Source organism: Lutispora sp. QWL-02 (assembly GCF_058315355.1).
Genome location: NZ_CM177762.1, coordinates 2082671 through 2102226 on the forward strand (window position 1 = coordinate 2082671; position 19556 = coordinate 2102226).

A 19556-nucleotide genomic window follows, 5' to 3' on the forward strand; every position below is an offset into this window, starting at 1 on the left:
TCGCCCGTGTTTATATGGGATTTTGTCGCCGAAACCGTGCTGGGGCAGATTGTCGATTGGTTCTACGGTCAGGTAATCGGCTTCCTTGGCAATTTCTTCACCGAGATGAACAACATGGGGGCAGATCTGTTTGATATGACCTGGGTGCAGTCCATCGTCCTGTTTTTTGTTTATCTGGCTTGGGCGCTCTATGGAACCGGGCTGGTGGTATCGGCTTTTGAGTGCGGCATCGAGTACCAGAACGGCAGGGGCAGTATCAAGGACGCTGCCATGAATGCCATTAAAGGCTTTATGGCTGTCAGTCTGTTCTCCATCGTGCCGGTGGAGCTATATAAGCTGTCCATCTCCCTGCAGAGCAGTCTCACGGTTGGAATCACAGGGTTCGGCGATGGAATAGACACCATCGCAAGCAATATCATCAGTGAACTGAGTGCGGTCGGAAGCCTTGAAAGCGCGGGAAGCGTTTTCGGCTTCGGATCTGTCACCAGCCCGATCATGATGCTTTTTATCGTCATCCTTATGGGCTACGCCGTGATCAAGGTGTTCTTCGCCAACCTGAAAAGGGGTGGCATCCTGCTCATTCAGATCGCAGTCGGCAGCCTGTATATGTTCTCTGTCCCGCGCGGGTATCTTGACGGCTTTGTCAGCTGGAGCAAGCAGATTATCGGTCTTTGCCTGACAGCCTTCCTGCAGTCCACAATCCTCATCGCAGGGCTTATGGTGGTTAAGGATCACGCCCTGCTTGGGCTTGGACTGATGCTGGCGGCCGGAGAGGTGCCGAGAATCGCCGGGGCATTTGGGCTGGACACCAGCACCAAAGGCAATCTGATGAGCGCGGTCTATACGGCGCAGACCGCCGTCAACATGACGAGAACTGTGGTGAAGGCGGTGGCTGCGAAATGAAGCTGGTGTATATCTGTTCTCCTTACGCGGGGGACATTGAAACCAACATCCGGTTTGCCAAGGATGCCTGCCGGTATGCCGCAGAGCATGGCTGTGCGCCTATCGCCGTCCACCTGCTATACCCGCAAATACTGGATGACAGCATACCCGCCCAGCGGGAAACAGGCATCCGAATGGGGCTGCGGGTGCTTGCTTCCTGCGATGAGCTTTGGATATGCGGATCGCGTATCAGTCATGGCATGGGCTGTGAAATCGCGGAAGCCGAGCGGTTTGGCATACCTGTCAGAAACATATCAACAGAACAGATACAAGGAGGATGTTGCATGAAAAACAACGATCCTGAAGAAAGAACAGTCATGCCGGAGGAAACGCCTTCCCATGGTATGAAGCTTCATCTGTGACCTTATCGCTGTCCCTCGGAAGCCTGTTTGACGGGATCGGCGGATTTCCGCTGGCAGGCGTCCGGCAGGGTTTCACCCCTGTGTGGGCCAGCGAAATCGAGACATTTCCCATTGAAGTCACGAAAATACGGTTTCCGGAAATGCTCCATGTCGGTGACATTACAAAACTGAAAGGAGCCGAGCTTGCCCCCGTGGACGTGGTCTGCGGGGGTTCTCCATGTCAGGATTTATCGGTCGCGGGAAAACGCGCCGGACTTCAGGGCGAGCGCTCCGGCCTGTTCATGGAGCAGATTCGTGTCATAAAGGAGCTGAGAGAGCATGACGCAAGAAGAAAACAGACAGCTGACCCTGTTCGACTTAGACCCAGATATATGGTCTGGGAGAATGTCCCCGGAGCTTTCTCCTCCGCAGACGGAGAGGACTTCCGTGCGGTGCTGGAGGAAGTCTGCAGAATTGCTGACAGTTCCGTTTCTATACCTCGACCTCCGGGAGGGGTATGGAAGTCTGCTGGGGCCATATTGGGAGATCAATTCTCACTTGCTTGGAGGGTATACGACGCTCAATACTGGTCCGTCCCACAAAGGCGCAAAAGAATCTATCTTGTCGCAGATTTTGGAGGCCACACCGCACCACAAATATTATTTAAGCAAGACAGCCTGCTTGGGGATTCTGCGCCGAGCGAAGAAGCGGGGCAAGGAGCTGCCGGCTGTTCTGAAGCAGGCGCTGGAGCTCCAGGCGGGAGTTCGGCCGACAGAATAACCGATAGAGGCCCCGTTGCTTTCGCTTGTAATCAGCGTGATGAGGTGCGGGATCTGCATGATGTCTCCGGAGCAATCCAGGCGCAGCCGGGCATGAAGCAGCAAACCTTCATCGCCGCGGCTTTTTCAGCCGGGCAGGGTTCAAAGGCCGGAGGTATCGGTTATCAGGAGGAATGCGCCCCGACTCTGAAAGCGTCTGAGAGCGGCTCCAACATGGTGCCGTCCATCGTGTGCCTGAATGATCAGGGTGGCAACCGCATGGACGTGATGGAAAATATAACGGCGACACTGCGTGCTCAGATGGATGGTCACCCTCCGCTCGTGCTGGGCAGCCAGCAGGGCGGTGCGGAAATTTGTGATGATTTATGTCCAACCATTACGTCGGCGGCGGGAACCAGCGGAAATGATCAGCCCGTTTTGTTTGAAAATCATGCCATAGACTCGCGTTATACAGGCCCCCATGCAGTGGCTCCCACCATGTCTGCACAGTACGGTACAGGCGGCAACAACGTGCCGCTTATCTCACAAAATGCTGTTCCTTCCGAGGATGAATGTGGCGATATGCCGCATTCAGAAACCTATTGCATCGCCGGAAACATCATCGACCGTCAGGATCACAACGGCGGCAACGGCATGGGCTTCCAGCCGGATATCAGCTATACGCTCAATACCGCAGACCGGCATTGCGTCTTCTCCCAGCAACGGAGCGACGAATATGTCTCCAACGATGTGGTCAGCACGCAGAGCGCAAGGCAATATAAAGACTCGACCGACCTCGTGTGTGAGATGGACGTCGCCGGGCTTGACTGCAGAAACGGTATTGAAAACGGCGATTTAAGCGGAACACTCCAGTCCAAAACGGACGGCGGATATTCGCTGAACAACGTGCATCCCGTCCGCATCGGAAAGCTCATCAGGCGGCTCACGCCTCTGGAATGCGAAAGGCTCCAGGGCTTCCCTGATTACTGGACGGACATCCCTGGCGCCTCAGACAGTGCAAGGTATAAAGCTCTCGGCAACAGCGTTGCGATTCCCTGTGTGGAGAATGTCCTCCGGGGGATTGCATATTTTTTTCAAAAATTTTACGAAGAACAGGAGGAATCCGAATGTACATCTACCCCGACAACCTGAAATCCAAGGCGGTGCTGTGGCTGTGGCAGCTCAGAGATATCGGCGTCATCGGCGTCGGTCTTTTGCTTTCTGTGTTTGCACTGGCTCAGCTTAAGCTCCTGCCGCCTGTCGTCGTCACGGCTCTCTATGCCTTCCTGACCATCCGTTTCGATGACACCAGCATTTTGGACTTTATAAAATACGCCTGCGCTTTCTTTATCACGAAGCAGCAGACCTACGAATGGGGGTACGGAAAGCAATGAACAGAAAAGAAAAAAAGACGGTAAAGCAAAAGCAGTACACCCGCCAGCTCATCAACACCAAGAACATCACCGATTACAGTCTGTTGACCGGCCGCGGCGATGAGCTGGTGTATTTTATCGTCAAGCCCACCAACATCTCCGTCCTGTCCGAGGACAGCGTATCAGCGCGAATCTATGCCCTGATGACCGTGCTTAAAGGGATGGCGGAGTTGGAATTCCTGTGCCTGAACAGCCGTGAAAACTTCGAGGACAACAAGCAGTTCCTGAAAAAGCGAATGGAACAGGAGAACAATCCCGCCGTCCGCAGGCTGCTGGAACATGACCTCCACCACCTTGACCGGATACAGGTACAGATGGCAACAGCCAGAGAATTCCTCGTAGTCATCCGGCTGAAAGGCGAAAAGGAATCCGAGGTGTTCCCATATTTAAACCGTATCGAAAAGACTCTGCGGGAGCAGGGCTTCTCCTCCAAGCGGGCGGAACGGGAGGACGTCAAGCGCATGTTGGCGATTTACTTTGAGCAAAACGTCACGACGGAGCGCTTTGAGGACTTCGACGGAGAGCGCTGGATTGTTCTGAATGAATGAAATATATGGAAAGGAAGTGAACCCCATGGCACACCAAGGCAAGACACGGGCGCCGCAGACAGATAACGTCCGCATTCAGGAATTCCTCGATATGATCGCCCCGTCTGTGATTAAATTTTTCACGGACTATTTTATTTGCGGCAATACCTACCGCTCCGTATGGGCGCTGCGAGAGTACCCGACCGCCACCGAGGAACAGGCCATCCTGCGCCACCTCGGAGAAAAGGACGGCGTAACCCTGCACATCTACACCAGGCATGTGAGTCCTGTTGAAGAACGGAAAATCATTTCAAACGCCGCCAATAAGAACCGGATGCAGAGAAGCAGCACCCAGGATTTACAGCAGACGGTTACGGCGGAAAGCAATCTGCAGGACGTGGCGACCATCGTCGCAAAGATGCATCGGAGCAAGGAACCGCTCCTTCACGCGGCTGTTTACATCGAGCTGTCCGCTCACGATCCTGACCAGCTGAAGCTCCTGCAGACCGAGGTGCTGACCGAGCTGGTGCGGAGCAAGCTCAATGTGGACAGGCTCCTCCTCCGTCAGCATCAGGGTTTTCTTTCTGTCATGCCCTCCGGCTGGAACGTGTTCGGCGATCAATTTGAACGGGTGCTGCCCGCAAGCTCGGTCGCCAACCTTTATCCCTTCAACTACAGCGGCAAGACAGACCCCAACGGCTTCTGCCTAGGCAGGGACAAATTCGGCAGCAATATCCTCGTGGACTTCAACCGCCGAGCCGACGATAAAACCAACGCCAACATCCTCATCCTTGGTAACTCCGGTCAGGGCAAGAGCTATTTGCTTAAGCTCATTCTCTGCAATCTCAGGGAATCCGGTATGCGAATTATCTGCCTTGACCCCGAAATGGAGTTCGAGGATCTCACCAATAACCTGGGTGGCTGCTTCATCGACCTGATGACCGGAGAGTACATCATCAATGTTCTGGAGCCAAAGACCTGGGACGAGGCCGGTGACCCAAGTGATACTGAAGTGCCCCATGCGTTCCGGCAGACGTCCAAGCTCAGTCAGCACATTAGCTTTCTAAAGGATTTTTTCAGAACCTACAAAGATTTTGATGACTGTCAGATCGACACCATCGAGATCATGCTGGGCAAGCTCTACGACAAATGGGGCATCACCGACCACAGTAACTTCGACCGCCTGAAGCCTGACGATTACCCCATCCTGTCCGACCTGTACGGGCTGATTGAGGAAGAATACAAGACCTTTGACGAAAGCCGCCGCCAGCTTTATACGGCGGACACCCTGCGGGAAATCTGCCTTGGGCTCCATTCTCTGTGCAAAAGTGCGGAGTCAAAATTCTTTAACGGGTACACCAATATAAAAAATAGCGAGTTCGTGACCTTCGGCGTCAAGGGGCTTCTGCAGGCCAGCAAAAATCTGAGAAACGCCCTGCTGTTCAATGTGCTGTCCTACATGAGCAACGAGCTTCTAACCACCGGCAATACCGCCGCCAGCATCGACGAGTTCTATCTGTTCCTCTCCAACCTGACCGCCGTGGAATATGTCCGGAATTTTATGAAACGTGTCAGGAAGAAAGACAGCGCCGTGATCCTCTCCTCGCAGAATCTAGAGGACTTCAATCTGGAGGGTATCAGGGAGTATACCAAACCGCTGTTCTCCATTCCGGCTCACGCCTTTCTGTTCAACGCTGGCAACATCGACAAACATTTCTATATGGATTCCCTGCAGCTGGAGGAATCGGAATACAACCTTATCCGGTATCCCCAGCGGGGCGTATGCCTGTATAAGTGCGGAAACGAGCGGTATAACCTTGTGGTTCAGGCTCCTGAACATAAGGCGGCGCTCTTCGGAAAGGCAGGCGGACGATGACGAAAGGGGTGAGAAAGCATGGAGATGAAGGAACAGCGCTTCGGAGTAGAAATTGAAATGACAGGCATAACAAGGCAAAAAGCGTCTGAAATAGCGGCTTCTCACTTCGGTACAGCTTCCCATTATGACGGCAGTTTTTACAAAACATATTCGGCGCTGGATGGACAAAACCGCAAGTGGAGCTTTACCTACGACAGCAGCATCACTGCCCAGCAGAAGGTCGGAAGAACAATAGTAGAAGCCTCTGATGAGTATAAAACCGAGATGGTCACTCCCATCTGCCGCTACGAAGATATTGAAACCATACAGGAGCTTGTGAGAAAGCTCCGCGGCGCCGGGGCGATTGTAAATAACAAGTGCGGTATCCATGTCCATATAGATGCCTCTCCTTTTAATGCCAACACCCTGCGAAACATCACCAACATCATGGCATCCAAAGAGGATCTGATTTACAAGGCAATGCAGGTGGAGGTGGCGAGAGAGCGGCAGTATTGTAAAAAGGTTGAGCAGAGCTTTCTCGAAGAACTGAACCGCAAAAAGCCCCGGACGCTGGATGCGGTCAGCCGCATCTGGTACAACGGTAACGATGGGCGCCATGAGCATTATCATGACAGCCGCTATCACTGCCTGAACCTTCACAGTGTGTTCCAGAAGGGTACTGTTGAGTTCCGGCTCTTTAATTCCACCACTCACGCAGGAAAAATTAAGGCGTACATCCAGCTCTGCCTCGCCATCTCAGCCCAGGCTCTGAATCAGCGGTGCGCCAGCCGCCAGAAAACACATAGCACCAACGAGAAATATACTTTCCGCACCTGGCTCCTGCGGCTGGGACTTATCGGCGATGAATTCAAGACCGCCCGGCTTCATCTGCTGGAGCATCTGGACGGCTGCATCGCATGGAAGGACCCGGCGCAGGCGCTCCAGCAAAAGGAACGATTAAGGCAGAAAAAAGAAAAAGAGCTGGCGGAAGCGGCTCAAGCGGCGGAACAGCAGGAGCAGACAACCGAAAACGAACAGGAACAGGCCGGGGTGGCAGACGAAAGCCCCGGCCTTTCCATGTCAATGTAGCAAGGAGGAATGAAGAAATATGAAACCCGAAACCCTGTATATCGCCTACGGCAGCAACCTGAATCTGCCGCAGATGGCATTCCGCTGCCCGACCGCCAAGGTGGTCGGCGCCAGTGAAATCAAGGATTATGAGCTGCTGTTCAGGGGCGGACTGAAAAGCTCAGTCGCAACCGTGGAACCGCTTAAAGGCTCCAGCGTCCCTGTTCTCCTGTGGAAGCTGAAGGAGCGCGACCTGCAGGCTCTCGACCGCTATGAGGGATTTCCATCCTTTTACCGCAAGGAAATACTGCCCATAGAGATGAAGGGCAAGACGATTGCCGCCATGGTCTACATCATGAACGACGGGCATCCCTTCGGTTCACCCTCGGATTATTACCTCGACACCATCATGGAGGGGTATAAGTCGGCAGGCTTTGACACGGAATTTCTGGAGCAGGCCGTGGAGAAGTCCATCCGTCTGGCGAAAGAGCAGCAGGAACGGGAGCCGGATCAGGGCACGCTGTTCGACATGAAATGGTGGTGATCAGTAATGGCAGATCCCGCAACCATTGCCATGGCGGTCAAAGCCGCCGTTGCCCTCGCTACCGACAAGCGGACGTGGAAAACAATCGGCGTGGTCATAGCTTCCATCCTGACGCCCATCATCCTGATTGTCGTAATGATCGCCAGCATCCTCTCGGCAGGCTCTGACCACAACAAAGCCGCCATCGACCTATCCTTCAACGACGGCAATATTCCCGCGGCCATGCCTGCCGAATACGCCTCGCACATCAGTGAAATGAACGGATGCTTCACTGTTCTGGACAAAGCCATATCCGACGCTGAAGCCCGGATGGAGGGCGGTGCTTTGGACAATATCCGCATCAAGTCTCTTTTTTATTCTCTGAATTTCGGCGCTGAAAATCTGTCCTTATCCGCAGCCGAAGCCCGCAGCTTTGTCGATTGCTTCGTTACCGCCGAGGATAGCTCTGCTGTTCCCGCCAGCCTGGAAACCGCATATCAAAGGTTGTTACGGCTGGGATTCGCGGTGACCTCCGAGGTCAAAGCCAACGCTCAGAAAATTTATGAAAGGATTGCATTCGGCGGCGCGGGGCTGTTCACCGGCGAGATTGAACGCGGCGGTATAGGGCGTACCGTACTGGATATCTCCGCATTCACAGACCCGGCGACCAAGAACAATCTGGATCTGGCCGCCTATGCGGAACAAGCCTTTGAAGCCGGCTGGGGTTATGTCTGGGGTACATACGGCGACATCCTCACGGATTCGCTGTTCAGCTACAAGCTGGAGCAATACCCTGACGGCGTCGGCAACTACGAGGAATTCATCCGAAGCAACTGGCTCGGCGGCAGGACAACTGACTGTGTCGGACTGATAAAAGGTTACGGCTGGCTTGATCCTGAAACCTTGGAAATCGAATATGGAACCAATGGCATGCCGGATATCGGTGCGGATAGTATGTATAAAAACGCAGCGATTTCCGGTCCAATGGATACCATGCCCAACGTCCCCGGTCTTGCTGTTTGGAAGTCCGGACATATCGGAATTTACGTCGGAAACGGCAAGGTTGTCGAAGCCATGGGAACCAAGTACGGCGTCGTGAAAACCAATCTCGCCGACCGTTCATGGTCGGCGTGGCTCGAAATTCCCTATATCAACTATAACACAGGAGAGTGAATATCATGTTAAATCTGCAAGCAATCTTTGAACGGAAGGCGACAGATTATCCCGTATGGGGCTGTGTAATTGACAAAATCGTCGAGCTTCCCGAAACCGAGTATAAGTATTTTAAGTCGGCTCCCCTTCGTGATATGTCCTTCATTGCCGAAAATGCTGAGGTCATGCACAAGGACGAAAATGGTACGGCTCACTGCCTGCTGGTGTTGGGCGAGGGCTGTTCGGACGGCGTCCTGATCGAAGCAGAAGGATACAACTACGCCAGATACTCCAGCTTCATGCCGGGGGCGCGTGAATTTGTGACCGCCCGCCTGAACCAGTTGGCCGACCAAATCATCCGTGAGAGTACGCAAAGCACCTCAAACGGGACGTGGTCGATTTACTTCGACGAGATACAGGAGCGGCATCATGTTCCCGTTTCAGAGAGCAACGGCATCGGCTCTATGCTTAAAAATATCCTTGAAGTAAGGCCGGAGATGGCGGAGCTTGAACCCATGGAGGACGGCTTCGACATGGTGTTTTATCTGGATTACTGCCCGAACCTTGATGAAAAAGAAAAGCTCTCACCCGATATGCAAATGAATTTATAAGGAGGAAAACGAAAATGAGTACAACCGAATTAAAGGTCCCTTTCCCCTCGGAGCGGCTGGACGCCCTCCGTTTTTTCATGGAGAAGAAGGATCGAACCATCGAACAGGAGCTGAAAGATTACCTCAACAAGACCTATGAACGGCTGGTTCCTCTCAATGTCCGTGAATATGTTGAGAGCCGTTTGGAGCCGGAAACGGCTCAGGAACAGGCGGCAGAGCCGCAGCAGACTTCCGCTTCAGGAGATAATCAGACTCCCGTTCCGAGAGAACGGCAGCCCCGTCAATCCCGCCGTCAGCGTGAGCAGGCGGCGACCGAAGCGCCTTCCGCTCCGGAGGCTCAGTCAGAGGCTGAAGCCATTGCCGAGGAAAAAGCTCAGGGCATGACCATGCGCATGTAAACCACAGAAAAGAAAGAAGGTGATGATTATGATAAAGCTTGGTGTGGACAACGGAAACTACAACACCAAATCCTCGGAAGGGATGCTCTATGCCTCCGGGTATGCCGCTAGTGACAAAGAATTCATTGTGCCGGAGATGCAGCTCTTTTTCGAGGGAAAGTATTACGCCATCGGTGAGCGTCGTCTGCGTTTTCAGCAGGACAAGACCAGGGAGCCGGATACGTTTATTCTGACGCTCCCGGCAATTGCGGACGCCATGAAAAAAGCAGGGACAACCAATGCAGAAATCGCTCTTGGCGTGGGGCTGCCCATTGACAGCTATGGCACACAGAAGGAAGCCTTCAGGCGATATTTCCTGCGTGACAATATCTCGTTCCGGTTCGAGGGAGCATTCTACCGCTGCTGTATTGCGGAATGCAAGGTGTTCGCACAGGGGCATGCGGCGCTGTGCAGGTATTATCCGCAGCTTAAGGATTACCGAAGCATCACGCTGGTGGACATCGGCGGTTATACGTTGGATATTCTCACACTTCATGATTTCCGGCTTGACAGATCAAGCTGTGCCAGTCTCCGCATGGGTACCATCACCCTGTACAGCCGGATTCAGGATACGCTCCAGCGCAGTGAAATTCTCCTGTCGGATGGGCTCATCACGGATGCTATCCGTGGGGAGATACAGCATACCGAAAGCAAGTTGATTGGGGCTGTTGTGGAGCAGACCGTGACCGCCTATTGCAAGGAACTGTTCAATGCGCTCCGTGAACGCGGATTGGATCTGCGGTTGCCTATGGTGTTCGCGGGGGGCGGTGCAGAGCTGCTGGAACCCAGGCTGCATGAAAACACACTCAATACGGTGGCGGTGCTGAACCGGTTCGCCAACGCGGACGGCTACAAGCTCCTGATAGGGTGAGACTATGTCCGAGCGAAAACGATATTATTTATCCTTCGATATGGACAACCCAAGGCATAAGGAGGCCGAGGCGCTCTTTGCACAACAGGCCAGCAGGCAGCGCACCGAGTACGTGGTCAACAGCATACTGACGGCACATCAGTCTGAAATTCTGGAGCAGATTGTACGGCAAGCAATCAGGGACGAACTAAGAAATGCCGCGCCACAGCTTCAAGCCACACTGCTGGGGGAAACGAACACCGATGTTCAGCTATCCGATCTTCCTGGCAGTCTGATCCATGCACTAGAGGAATTGTAACCATGTTGGCTCACTTTCCTGCTGCCCTTATACCAGATGACTGAAAAGTACACCATCATGGCTCACTATTTCCTCAAACAACAGCCTGTGAAGCAGGAGCAGCCAAAAAATTTAAAGGAAACCCAGAGCATGACAATGAGTATTTAGGAGGCGAACATGGAGAAAACGATAAAGGTGATAATGGTGGAACCGATGAAAGAACCCTATCCTGCTGATGTTGAAAACACTTTGGAAGGATTGCAGAAGGCGGTTGGAGGATATATTGAAACGGTATATCTGGAGGATTATGTTGTGCTGGTCTGCAATGAAGAGGGAAAGCTGCTCGGGCTTCCCGGCAACCGTTCTCTTGGAAACGACATCATTGCTGGTACATTTTTTGTAGCTGGCAGCAATGATGATGGGGATTTTGTGTCGCTGACTGAGGATAAAATCCGGCAGTACAGTGATCGATTTCAAAAGCCGGAAGCCTTCACCCAGGAACAGGTTGAGGATGCCTCCGCTATATTTTCATTAGATTTTGGCGTATGAAAGGAGTAAAGCTTCATGAAAAAAACTAATGTACAGATCAGCTTTGAAGCTGAAAAGCTTCGTGCTATCCACCAGTACATGAAAGATGAAACAGAACTGCAGGCCGAACTAGACACTTTGCTGCAAACACTGTATGAAAAGCACGTTCCCGCTCCTGTCCGGGAGTACATCGAAAGCCGGGATAAAAGCGTGACGGACGCCCCTATGCGCAGCACCCGCCCAACAGCCTCTTCAGGACAGAGTAGTCCAGATGCGGACAGTGAGAAATAACAACCTGCAAACGCGCGTGTTGCCGCCTGTGTGCCCCTGTGTCGCGTTTTGACAGCAGGGGTGGCATCGTAACACTTGTGGGCAGGACAACGCCTTTTGTTGAGGCTTTGTTACGGAGCTTGAGAGGACAAAAACCATCCTCTGGACAGAGCCTCATAAAAGTCGCTTTGAGGGGTGAACCGGGGGGTTGAATTCCATGCGGGTTAAAGGCAGGTGGTCGCTATGCGACCTCCTGCCCCCTCACACCGCCCCGCAACGCGGGTCGGGGACGTTCCCTAAGGTACACCTGATATAGGTTTTGGTCACCTTTCAGGTGGTCGGTAACTCTTATAAACCGATCTAAATGCAGAAAAATTAAGGCTTTTCCGGGGTACACCCGATAGGTGGTTCCGGAGCATTTTCAGAAAAGGAGGACTCCATATGACGGAAGAAACCAAAGACCGCATTCCGGTCTGGCTTTACCCCAGCACGATTGAATGTATGGATGCGCTTTTAGAAATGGACAACTGCAAAAGCAGGAGCGAATTCATTGAAAAGGCTGTCCGTCTTTACAGCGGGTACATTGCGGGTGAGAAAGGCGCAATGTTTTTGCCGACCGCTATCACCTCGGCGATGTCCGGTATCGTCAGTACGACAGAAAACCGCATCGCCCGCGTGATGTTCAAGCTGGCTGTAGAGATGTCCATGATGATGAATATCCTGGCATCCACCGCAGACGTGGATGAAAATACCCTGCGGCGCTTGCGCGGGAAATGCGTTTCGGACGTGAAAAAATCCATCGGCGCTGTGAACTTTGAGGATGTGGCTAAATTCCAAAAGGGTGAATAGCCATGCCAAGGATTATTTTCAAATGCCGATATATAAAAAACTCTGCGGTGCATCTGGAAAACGTGGTAGAGTACATTGCTACGAGGGAAGGAGTGGAAAAAATCTCGCCGGACATACGGATGCTGCCTGCAACACAAAAACAGGAGCAGTTCATTACGGATATCCTCTCGCAGTTCCCCGGCTCGGTTGACTTGTTTGAATATGAGGATTACATGAAACAGCCGGCTGTGGAAACTGCATCAGAATTCATTAGTGCGGTGCTGGACCAGAATCTGGATCAGTTGTCCCATCAAGAAGTCTACGTCAATTACATCGCCACCCGTCCCCGCGCGGAGAAGCTGGGAACTCACGGACTCTTCACTGACGCAGATACTCCGCTGGTACTGTCAAGAGTGATGTCGGAGATTGCTGAACATACAGGTAATGTGTGGACCCCTATCATTTCTCTGAGGCGGGAGGACGCCGTGCGGCTGGGATATGATAACGCCGCCGCGTGGATGGCTCTCATCCGCAAGCAGCGGAATATGTTTGCCGAGCAGATGAAGATTGCTCCGGAGAACCTGCGTTGGTACGCTGCCTTTCATAACGAGGGGCATCATCCTCACTGTCATATGCTGGTGTATTCTATCAATCCTCGTGAGGGATATGTTACAAAGTCAGCTATTGATAAAATGCGAAGCAGTATGGCAAGGGAGATTTTTCAGCAGGATTTGATTCAGATATATTCCGAGCAGACCACTCAGAGGAATGAGCTTGCTGAGAAAAGCCGTGAAGTCTTAAAAGAAATCATCGGCAGGATGAGCGGAAGCATATGCGAAAGTGAAACCATAGAGGCTCTGCTCTCACATCTGGCGGAGAGGCTGAAGCATATCTCTGGCAAAAAGCAATACGGCTATCTCAAAGCGCCTCTGAAAACCGTCGTGGATAAAATTGTCGATGAGTTGGCGAAGGACTCTCGTGTCGCCGAAGTCTACGTAAAATGGCAAGAGCTTCGCAATGAAGTCCTGCGCACATACGTGGATAAGATCCCCGATTCCGTTCTGCTTTCACAACAAAAGGAATTCAAGCACATTAAAAACATGGTGATTACAGAGGCGATGAACATCGGCGGTCACCGTTTCACCTTCGAGGGTGACGAGTCGGCGGTCGAGCTTCAAGCCTCAGTGGAATCCGATTCTCCTTTGCCGGTAGATGAATACCAAGCGGCTATTGATGAGGCTCCGGAGGACGATGAAGCTGATGTCGGAAATCCCCATATCAAATGGAGTGACCGCTACAAAGAGGCTCGTACTTTCCTCTATGGCGGCGACGATACGGAGCCTGACTTCATGCAGGCTCTCCGTTTGTTTATGGAGGAAGCCGAAGCCGGAAATGCTCTTGCCATGCATGACCTCGGCAGGATGTATGCTGACGGACTTGGCGTCAACATGGATGCGGATATCGCATTTATGTGGTATGAAAAAGCTCTTTCGACATTTATGGATATCGAAGCGAACAGGAACAGCCGGTATGTGGAATACCGCATCGGGAAAATGCATGCGGCTGGACTCGGAACAGAACAGGATTATGCAGAAGCGGCAGGCTGGTTTGAAATGGCGGCTTCCCGAAATCACAAGTATGCCCAATATTCTCTTGCCGGTTTGTACTACCGAGGGCAGGGTGTGAGGCAGGACTACGAAATAGCGTTCCAGCTTTACGGTAAAGCTGCCGTCCAGCGTGTTCCCTATGCCTATTACGAGCTGGCGAAGATGTACCGTGATGGTATCGGCACCGAGAAGAATGCCGATGAAGCGGAGTTGAACTTTGAGAAAGCCTTTTATGGCTTCAAGCGTCTGGAGGAGCAAAGCCATGACGATAAGCTCCAATACCGCCTCGGTCAGATGCTTTATACCGGAACAGGCACGGAAAAGGATATACCGGCAGCCATCGAATACCTTGAAAAGGCTGCACGGCTTGGCAACGTCCAGGCTCAGTATATGCTGGGCAGGATTTATTCCGACACGGACAGCGGCCATGTGAATTTGGAGAAGGCTGTGGAATGGCTGACAAAGGCTGCGGATAGCGGCAACAGCATGGCACAGTATGCCCTTGGCAAGCTCTATCGTGACGGTACTCATGTGGCGAAGGATATCGGAAAAGCAGTGGAGCTGTTCACGAAAGCGGCTGAACAGAACAATTCATTCGCTATGTATCAGCTTGGAAAGCTCTATCTGCTCGGAGAGGATGTTCCTAAGGATGTGGAGTCGGCTGTTAAATGGCTGACCAAATCCGCTGAGTTGGGTAACCAGTACGCGCAGTATGCTCTTGGGAAGCTATATCTCATAGGCAGAGATGTCCCCCGTGACCGTGATGCCGCAGTGCACTGGCTCACCCTCTCGGCTGAACAGGGCAACATTTATGCTCGGTTTTTCCTTGAGCATCTGGACTCCTTCCGTGATCCTTCCCTCTTTCTGGCGGCAACAAGGCTTCTGCATCATTTAAGCCGGATATTCCGTGACGAACAGAAAAGGCTCTCCGGCGGTCCCGGCATGCAGACAGACAGTAAGCTCCGCAGAAAAATACGTGAGAAGAAGATCGCCCAGGGGCATGCGCCGGACGATCACGAGCTCAGACAAACAACATATTAAAAGGAGGGCTCCCATGCAGAAGCTACAATTAAAACATCTGCAGAAAAAAGAACCATTCTCTGAAAAAATAAAACCGGCGTCACTCAAACCATCCGCTCATCGGCGGGTGGCTTTTTTTCGCCGGTGCAGTAAGCGCAAACGCTGACAAAGGAGGATTTGCAGTATGGCATATATTCATTTTACAGACGAACAAAAGCAACGAGCAAACTCTGTCGACCTGGTGGATTTCCTCCAGCGACAGGGTGAGCAGCTCATTCGCTCCGGACGGGAGTGGCGCTGGAAGCGCTTCGACAGCGTAACTGTACGAGGCAATGAGTGGTTCCGCCACAGCCGTAAGGAGGGCGGTCACGCCATAGATTTTGTTCAGCAGTTTTTTGACCTGAGCTTTCCCGAAGCGGTGACACTCCTCTTAGGCGGCGAGTACGGCCTAGAGTGGAACCAGACCTCCAAAAGCGCTCCTGCTCTCCGAAAGGACTTCACGTTGCCTGAGGCCAATCCGGATATGCGCCGTGTGTTTGCTTACCTTATCAAGCAACGTTTTATTGATAGAGATGTGTTGTCTCATTTCGCTCATGAAAAGCTGGTTTATGAGGATAAGGAATATCACAACGCAGTATTTGTGGGGCTGGATGAAAAGGGCGTCGCTCGTCACGCTCATAAGCTCGGTACCTATACGCAGAGAGAACCCTATAAGGGTAACGTGGAGGGCAGCGATCTGAAATACAGCTTTCACTGGATTGGAGAGAGCGACATTCTCCATGTGTTCGAGGCGCCGGTAGATATGCTGTCCTTCATCACGCTGAACAAGAACGGCTGGCAGCTGCACAGCTATGTGACACTGGACGGTGTCTCGGAACACGCCATGCTTCGTCAGCTGGAGCTGAATCCTCATCAGAAAAGTGTCGTGCTGTGCCTGGACCATGACGAAGCGGGCATCGAAGCCACCGGTCGTCTGAAAGAGATTCTGTCTGGAAAAGGCTATGCAGATATTCCTGTAATGCAGTCTCAGTACAAAGATTGGAACGAGGATCTGAAAGCCAAAAATGGCGTCAGTCCAATTCCGGCGCAGGAGCATCCTAAGCTGGCGCTGTTGCCAGAGGTTGTCGCCGAGCTGCACGATTTGTGCAAAGTCCTTTCAGCACAAAAAGACCTTGACTCCTTCCTATCGGAGTGTTCCGAGGCGGTGGTGCCGTTTCTTGTCTCCAGTAAGACGGCGGCAGAGAACACGGATGCTGTTCGGGAATGCCTGCAGTGTATGGCGGCGGGTTCTTTGGTTGTCATGCAAAGAAAGCTCCATCAGATGGAACGGCCTGTGACAATGGAGCAGCTCATCCAAAAGCTGCGGGAAAGCTACCATCCCCATGAGGATAGAGGCTGGCTCAGAACTAAGACAGAACATATAAGCCAAGATGTTTCGGACATCGGCCGCCAGCTCCAGGCATCGGGCATCCGTACATTGGAGGATAAGGAAAAGCTCCTGTCCTCCTATCAGCGCCTTGCGCTGGACTGTGTCAAAGCGCTGCTCTTTGTCGAGCTGGAAATGCCGAAGATGCTTCCGGCACAGGAGCAGGTGTCAAATTTTATTATGGCTATGTAAAGGGGGAATCTAATTGCATGCATCACAAATCATCATCCTGATTGCCGCGGGGCTGATCATGTTCGGCGTTATCGGGCTGTTATCACTCATATCGCACTGCTACACTTTAAACGGCATTAAGAGCAAAACCGTAGGCGACGGTCAGCACGGTACGGCCCGTTGGGCGACAAAGCAGGAGATAAAAAAGACATATACCGAAGTGCCGTATGAGCCGGAGAAATGGCGCAAGGGAGAAAGCCTGCCGAAAGCGCAGGGACTCATAGTCGGCTGGAGGAAAGCGTCGCTGTTTGACGATGCCTCGCCTCACGGATACGCGCTGGTGGATGATAACGATATCCACTGCCTGATGATCGGAGCGGCTGGCGTCGGTAAGACCGCCAACTTTCTCTATCCCAATCTTGAATACGCCTGCGCCTGCGGTATGAGCTTCGTGACTACCGACACCAAGGGCGACCTCTACAGAAACTACGCCGGTATCGCAAAAGAGCATTACGGCTATGATGTGGCCGTCATAGACCTGAGAAACCCCACCCGCTCGGACGGAAACAATCTGCTCCATTTGGTCAACCGCTATATGGACGCTTACCTGAAAAATCCGGAGAACCTTGCGTACAAGGCCAGAGCGGAGAAGTACGCCAAGATCACCGCCAAGACCATCATATCCTCCGGAGGCTTTGATTCTGCTATGGCTGGACAAAACGCTTTCTTCTATGACGCGGCGGAAGGTCTGCTGACCTCCGTGATCCTGCTCATCGCGGAATACTGCGAGCCGAAGCAGCGGCACATCGTGTCGGTGTTTAAGCTCATTCAGGATCTGCTGGCTCCCAGCGGAGTCAAGGGCAGGACATTGTTCCAGCTGCTCCTTGCACATCTGCCCGATACGCATAAAACAAAGTGGTTTGCTGGAGCGGCACTCAACTCTGCGGAGCAGGCTATGCAAAGTGTTCTCTCCACAGCTCTCTCCAGACTCAACGCTTTTCTGGATTCCGAGCTGGAGCAGATACTGTGCTTTGATACAGCCATTGACGCGGAGAAATTCTGTACAAAGAAAAGCGCCATCTTTCTCGTTATGCCGGAGGAAGATAACACAAAGTATTTTATCATTAGCCTGATCGTCCAGCAGCTCTACCGTGAGATTCTATCGGTAGCCGACGAGCATGGCGGAAAGCTCCCCAACCGCGTGATGATGTTTCTCGATGAGATTGGCACCATTCCGAAAATTGAGTCGGCGGAGATCATGTTCTCCGCCTCCCGCTCCCGCCGCGTGTCCATTGTAGCCATTATACAGAGCTTCGCGCAGCTGGAGAAAAACTATGGCAGAGAAGGTTCGGCCATCATCATCGATAACTGCCAGGACACGGTGTTCGGCGGCTTTGCTCCCAATAGTGAATCGGCGCAAATTTTATCGAAAGCCATGGGTAGCAAGACCGTTATGAGCGGCTCGGTCAGCCGGGGGAAAAACGATCCGTCGCAGAGCCTGCAGATGATTGAGCGCCCGCTGATGACGCCGGATGAGTTAAAGTCAATGCCCAAGGGTCATTTTATAGTCACAAAGACCGGAGTTTACCCCATGCGTACTCGCTTGAAGCTGTTTACGGAATGGGGGATCACCTTCGGCAAGCCTTATGATATTGCCGAGCAATCTGCCAGAGAGGTTAAATATGCTGACAGGCGAAAGGTAGAGGAAGAAATAATACGCCGCCATTCCGCATGTGTGGATGTGCCGGAAGAAGATATAGAAGCGGCTGCGTCGGGCGGGCTTCTGCATTCGCAGGTTATGGAGCCGGATATGCCGTCCAGGGCAAAAGCACCTGTTCGGATTGAGTAGGAGGTGAAGCTGTGGGTTACTTTACATCCGTTTATACCTCAGAGCTGCCGCACCGGGCAAGAGCTGTCTATATGTACCTGCATGACCGTGCCGACAAGGATGGCAAATGCTACCCGTCGATTGGTACCATTGCCAGAGAGCTGAAGCTGTCGCGCAGCACAGTCAAACGTGCAATAACAGATCTTGAACAAAGCGGCCGTCTCCATAAGGAGCAGCGCTGGAGAGAGAACGGCGGCAAGAGCAGCAATCTGTACTACATCAAGCAGACGAATTCCTGAAACAGCTAAAAAGGACCTTCCCCGCCAAGGGGAAGGTCTACCATGCTTATGGACTATGGAAGGGTTCAGGATGAACCATGAAGGTGAACATCTCACTTTAAAACAGAGCTTTAACAACAGAGAAAAAATATTTTGTATTATAATAAAGAACCATCTTCTGTGATGGCTCTTACTTATTTAGTATCTAGTAATGCCTTGATCGTAGCCTCAGCTACTTGTAAATCACGTTCATCGCAAAGATTAATCATGTGGATGAGGTGTTCTTTTTTGGTGTTTGTGTGTTGGATTTCTGGGAAAAAGATTTTATCTGTAGATATCTTCAAGGCTCGGATAATCTTAATCAGCACCTTCATGCTTGGCTGCTTGTTTTCATTCTCAATGGCCATTATGTACCTTGTTGTGATTCCGACCTGCTCGGCGAGTTCTTCCTGTGTCAGTCCGGCAGCCTGTCGGGCGACCTTTATTTTCTGGCCAAATGTTTTCAGTAATTCATCCACTGTCAGTTCACCTCCAATCAAATATTACAGTGGAGGAATAAAAATGAGAACGTACTGACAGTGTTAGATAACACGAAATATTACAATCCAAATAAAACAAATGAATAATAACTTGGAGACTAAAATAGCTAAGGATGGATTTGCTATTAATATTTACTTGAGAGTAATATTCTTATCGCTAATGGTCAGCATAGATAAGGGTTTATAAGTATTTATACAAATATTATTGTTAAAATTGCCTGGAACATTTTCTCGAGAAAATAAACTTGAACGGAAACCACAAAGCC

The 19556-nt window shown here is 51.9% G+C and carries 21 protein-coding genes; 20 read left to right on the plus strand and 1 reads right to left on the minus strand.

The genetic code is table 11. The features are described from left to right. The first annotated feature begins 6 nt into the window (after nt 1-6). The 20 genes from AC4HCY_RS09660 to AC4HCY_RS09755 all read left to right on the plus strand — a co-directional run bounded on the left by AC4HCY_RS09660 (nt 7) and on the right by AC4HCY_RS09755 (nt 18772). On the plus strand, nt 7-903 hold the full coding sequence (locus AC4HCY_RS09660; protein ID WP_491095939.1) for a conjugal transfer protein TrbL family protein: 897 nt from the start codon (nt 7-9) through the stop codon (nt 901-903). Further along, nucleotides 900-1304: a DUF7768 domain-containing protein gene (locus AC4HCY_RS09665; RefSeq protein ID WP_491095940.1), complete on the plus strand. Its 405-nt coding sequence runs from the start codon at nt 900-902 to the stop codon at nt 1302-1304. Before AC4HCY_RS09660 ends, AC4HCY_RS09665 begins: the two co-directional genes overlap by 4 nt. Beyond that, nucleotides 1301-3193 carry a DNA cytosine methyltransferase gene (locus AC4HCY_RS09670; RefSeq protein ID WP_491095941.1) on the plus strand — a complete coding sequence of 631 codons (1893 nt, stop codon included), beginning with the start codon at nt 1301-1303 and terminating at the stop codon, nt 3191-3193. Before AC4HCY_RS09665 ends, AC4HCY_RS09670 begins: the two co-directional genes overlap by 4 nt. Then, complete coding sequence (locus AC4HCY_RS09675) at nt 3169-3435, plus strand: hypothetical protein (RefSeq protein ID WP_491095942.1); 267 nt, start codon at nt 3169-3171, stop codon at nt 3433-3435. Before AC4HCY_RS09670 ends, AC4HCY_RS09675 begins: the two co-directional genes overlap by 25 nt. Continuing rightward, nucleotides 3432-4022, plus strand: coding sequence for a hypothetical protein (locus tag AC4HCY_RS09680; protein WP_491095943.1), 591 nt, complete (start codon nt 3432-3434; stop codon nt 4020-4022). Before AC4HCY_RS09675 ends, AC4HCY_RS09680 begins: the two co-directional genes overlap by 4 nt. 25 nt (nt 4023-4047) lie before the next feature. After that, nucleotides 4048-5877: a VirB4 family type IV secretion system protein gene (locus AC4HCY_RS09685; RefSeq protein WP_491096105.1), complete on the plus strand. Its 1830-nt coding sequence runs from the start codon at nt 4048-4050 to the stop codon at nt 5875-5877. An 18-nt stretch (nt 5878-5895) separates the two neighbouring features. Further along, entirely contained in the window at nt 5896-6945 is a 1050-nt protein-coding gene (locus AC4HCY_RS09690) for an amidoligase family protein (protein WP_255227630.1), read from the plus strand. A gap of 19 nt (nt 6946-6964) precedes the next feature. After that, nucleotides 6965-7468 carry a gamma-glutamylcyclotransferase family protein gene (locus AC4HCY_RS09695; protein WP_491095944.1) on the plus strand — a complete coding sequence of 168 codons (504 nt, stop codon included), beginning with the start codon at nt 6965-6967 and terminating at the stop codon, nt 7466-7468. 6 nt (nt 7469-7474) lie between these two features. After that, complete coding sequence (locus AC4HCY_RS09700; protein ID WP_491095945.1) at nt 7475-8620, plus strand: hypothetical protein; 1146 nt, start codon at nt 7475-7477, stop codon at nt 8618-8620. Nucleotides 8621-8625: 5 nt separating this feature from the next. Next, nucleotides 8626-9210, plus strand: coding sequence for a DUF6329 domain-containing protein (locus AC4HCY_RS09705; RefSeq protein ID WP_491095946.1), 585 nt, complete (start codon nt 8626-8628; stop codon nt 9208-9210). A 14-nt stretch (nt 9211-9224) separates the two neighbouring features. Next, nucleotides 9225-9608 carry a DUF6103 family protein gene (locus AC4HCY_RS09710; RefSeq protein WP_491095947.1) on the plus strand — a complete coding sequence of 128 codons (384 nt, stop codon included), beginning with the start codon at nt 9225-9227 and terminating at the stop codon, nt 9606-9608. A gap of 28 nt (nt 9609-9636) precedes the next feature. After that, nucleotides 9637-10518 (plus strand): ParM/StbA family protein, encoded by an 882-nt coding sequence (locus tag AC4HCY_RS09715; protein ID WP_491095948.1) that lies wholly within the window; start codon nt 9637-9639, stop codon nt 10516-10518. Between the two features lie 4 nt (nt 10519-10522). Next, nucleotides 10523-10816 (plus strand): plasmid segregation centromere-binding protein ParR, encoded by a 294-nt coding sequence (locus tag AC4HCY_RS09720; RefSeq protein WP_491095949.1) that lies wholly within the window; start codon nt 10523-10525, stop codon nt 10814-10816. Between the two features lie 156 nt (nt 10817-10972). After that, nucleotides 10973-11344: a DUF3846 domain-containing protein gene (locus tag AC4HCY_RS09725; RefSeq protein ID WP_491095950.1), complete on the plus strand. Its 372-nt coding sequence runs from the start codon at nt 10973-10975 to the stop codon at nt 11342-11344. Nucleotides 11345-11359: 15 nt separating this feature from the next. Beyond that, on the plus strand, nt 11360-11614 hold the full coding sequence (locus tag AC4HCY_RS09730) for a DUF6103 family protein (protein WP_491095951.1): 255 nt from the start codon (nt 11360-11362) through the stop codon (nt 11612-11614). A gap of 420 nt (nt 11615-12034) precedes the next feature. Next, a complete protein-coding gene (locus AC4HCY_RS09735) occupies nt 12035-12442 on the plus strand; it encodes a hypothetical protein (protein WP_255227621.1) in 408 nt (135 codons plus the stop codon). A 2-nt stretch (nt 12443-12444) separates the two neighbouring features. Then, nucleotides 12445-15069 (plus strand): MobP3 family relaxase, encoded by a 2625-nt coding sequence (gene mobP3, locus AC4HCY_RS09740; RefSeq protein ID WP_491095952.1) that lies wholly within the window; start codon nt 12445-12447, stop codon nt 15067-15069. A gap of 163 nt (nt 15070-15232) precedes the next feature. Further along, nucleotides 15233-16666 (plus strand): DUF3991 domain-containing protein, encoded by a 1434-nt coding sequence (locus AC4HCY_RS09745; RefSeq protein WP_491095953.1) that lies wholly within the window; start codon nt 15233-15235, stop codon nt 16664-16666. A 13-nt stretch (nt 16667-16679) separates the two neighbouring features. Beyond that, nucleotides 16680-18494, plus strand: coding sequence for a VirD4-like conjugal transfer protein, CD1115 family (locus tag AC4HCY_RS09750; protein WP_491095954.1), 1815 nt, complete (start codon nt 16680-16682; stop codon nt 18492-18494). Between the two features lie 11 nt (nt 18495-18505). Next, nucleotides 18506-18772, plus strand: a complete 267-nt coding sequence (locus tag AC4HCY_RS09755) for a helix-turn-helix domain-containing protein (RefSeq protein ID WP_491095955.1) — start codon at nt 18506-18508, stop codon at nt 18770-18772. A gap of 173 nt (nt 18773-18945) precedes the next feature. Here AC4HCY_RS09755 and AC4HCY_RS09760 read toward each other — a convergent pair whose 3' ends face one another. Then, nucleotides 18946-19269, minus strand: coding sequence for a helix-turn-helix domain-containing protein (locus AC4HCY_RS09760; RefSeq protein WP_491095956.1), 324 nt, complete (start codon nt 19267-19269; stop codon nt 18946-18948). Nucleotides 19270-19556: the final 287 nt, after the last annotated feature.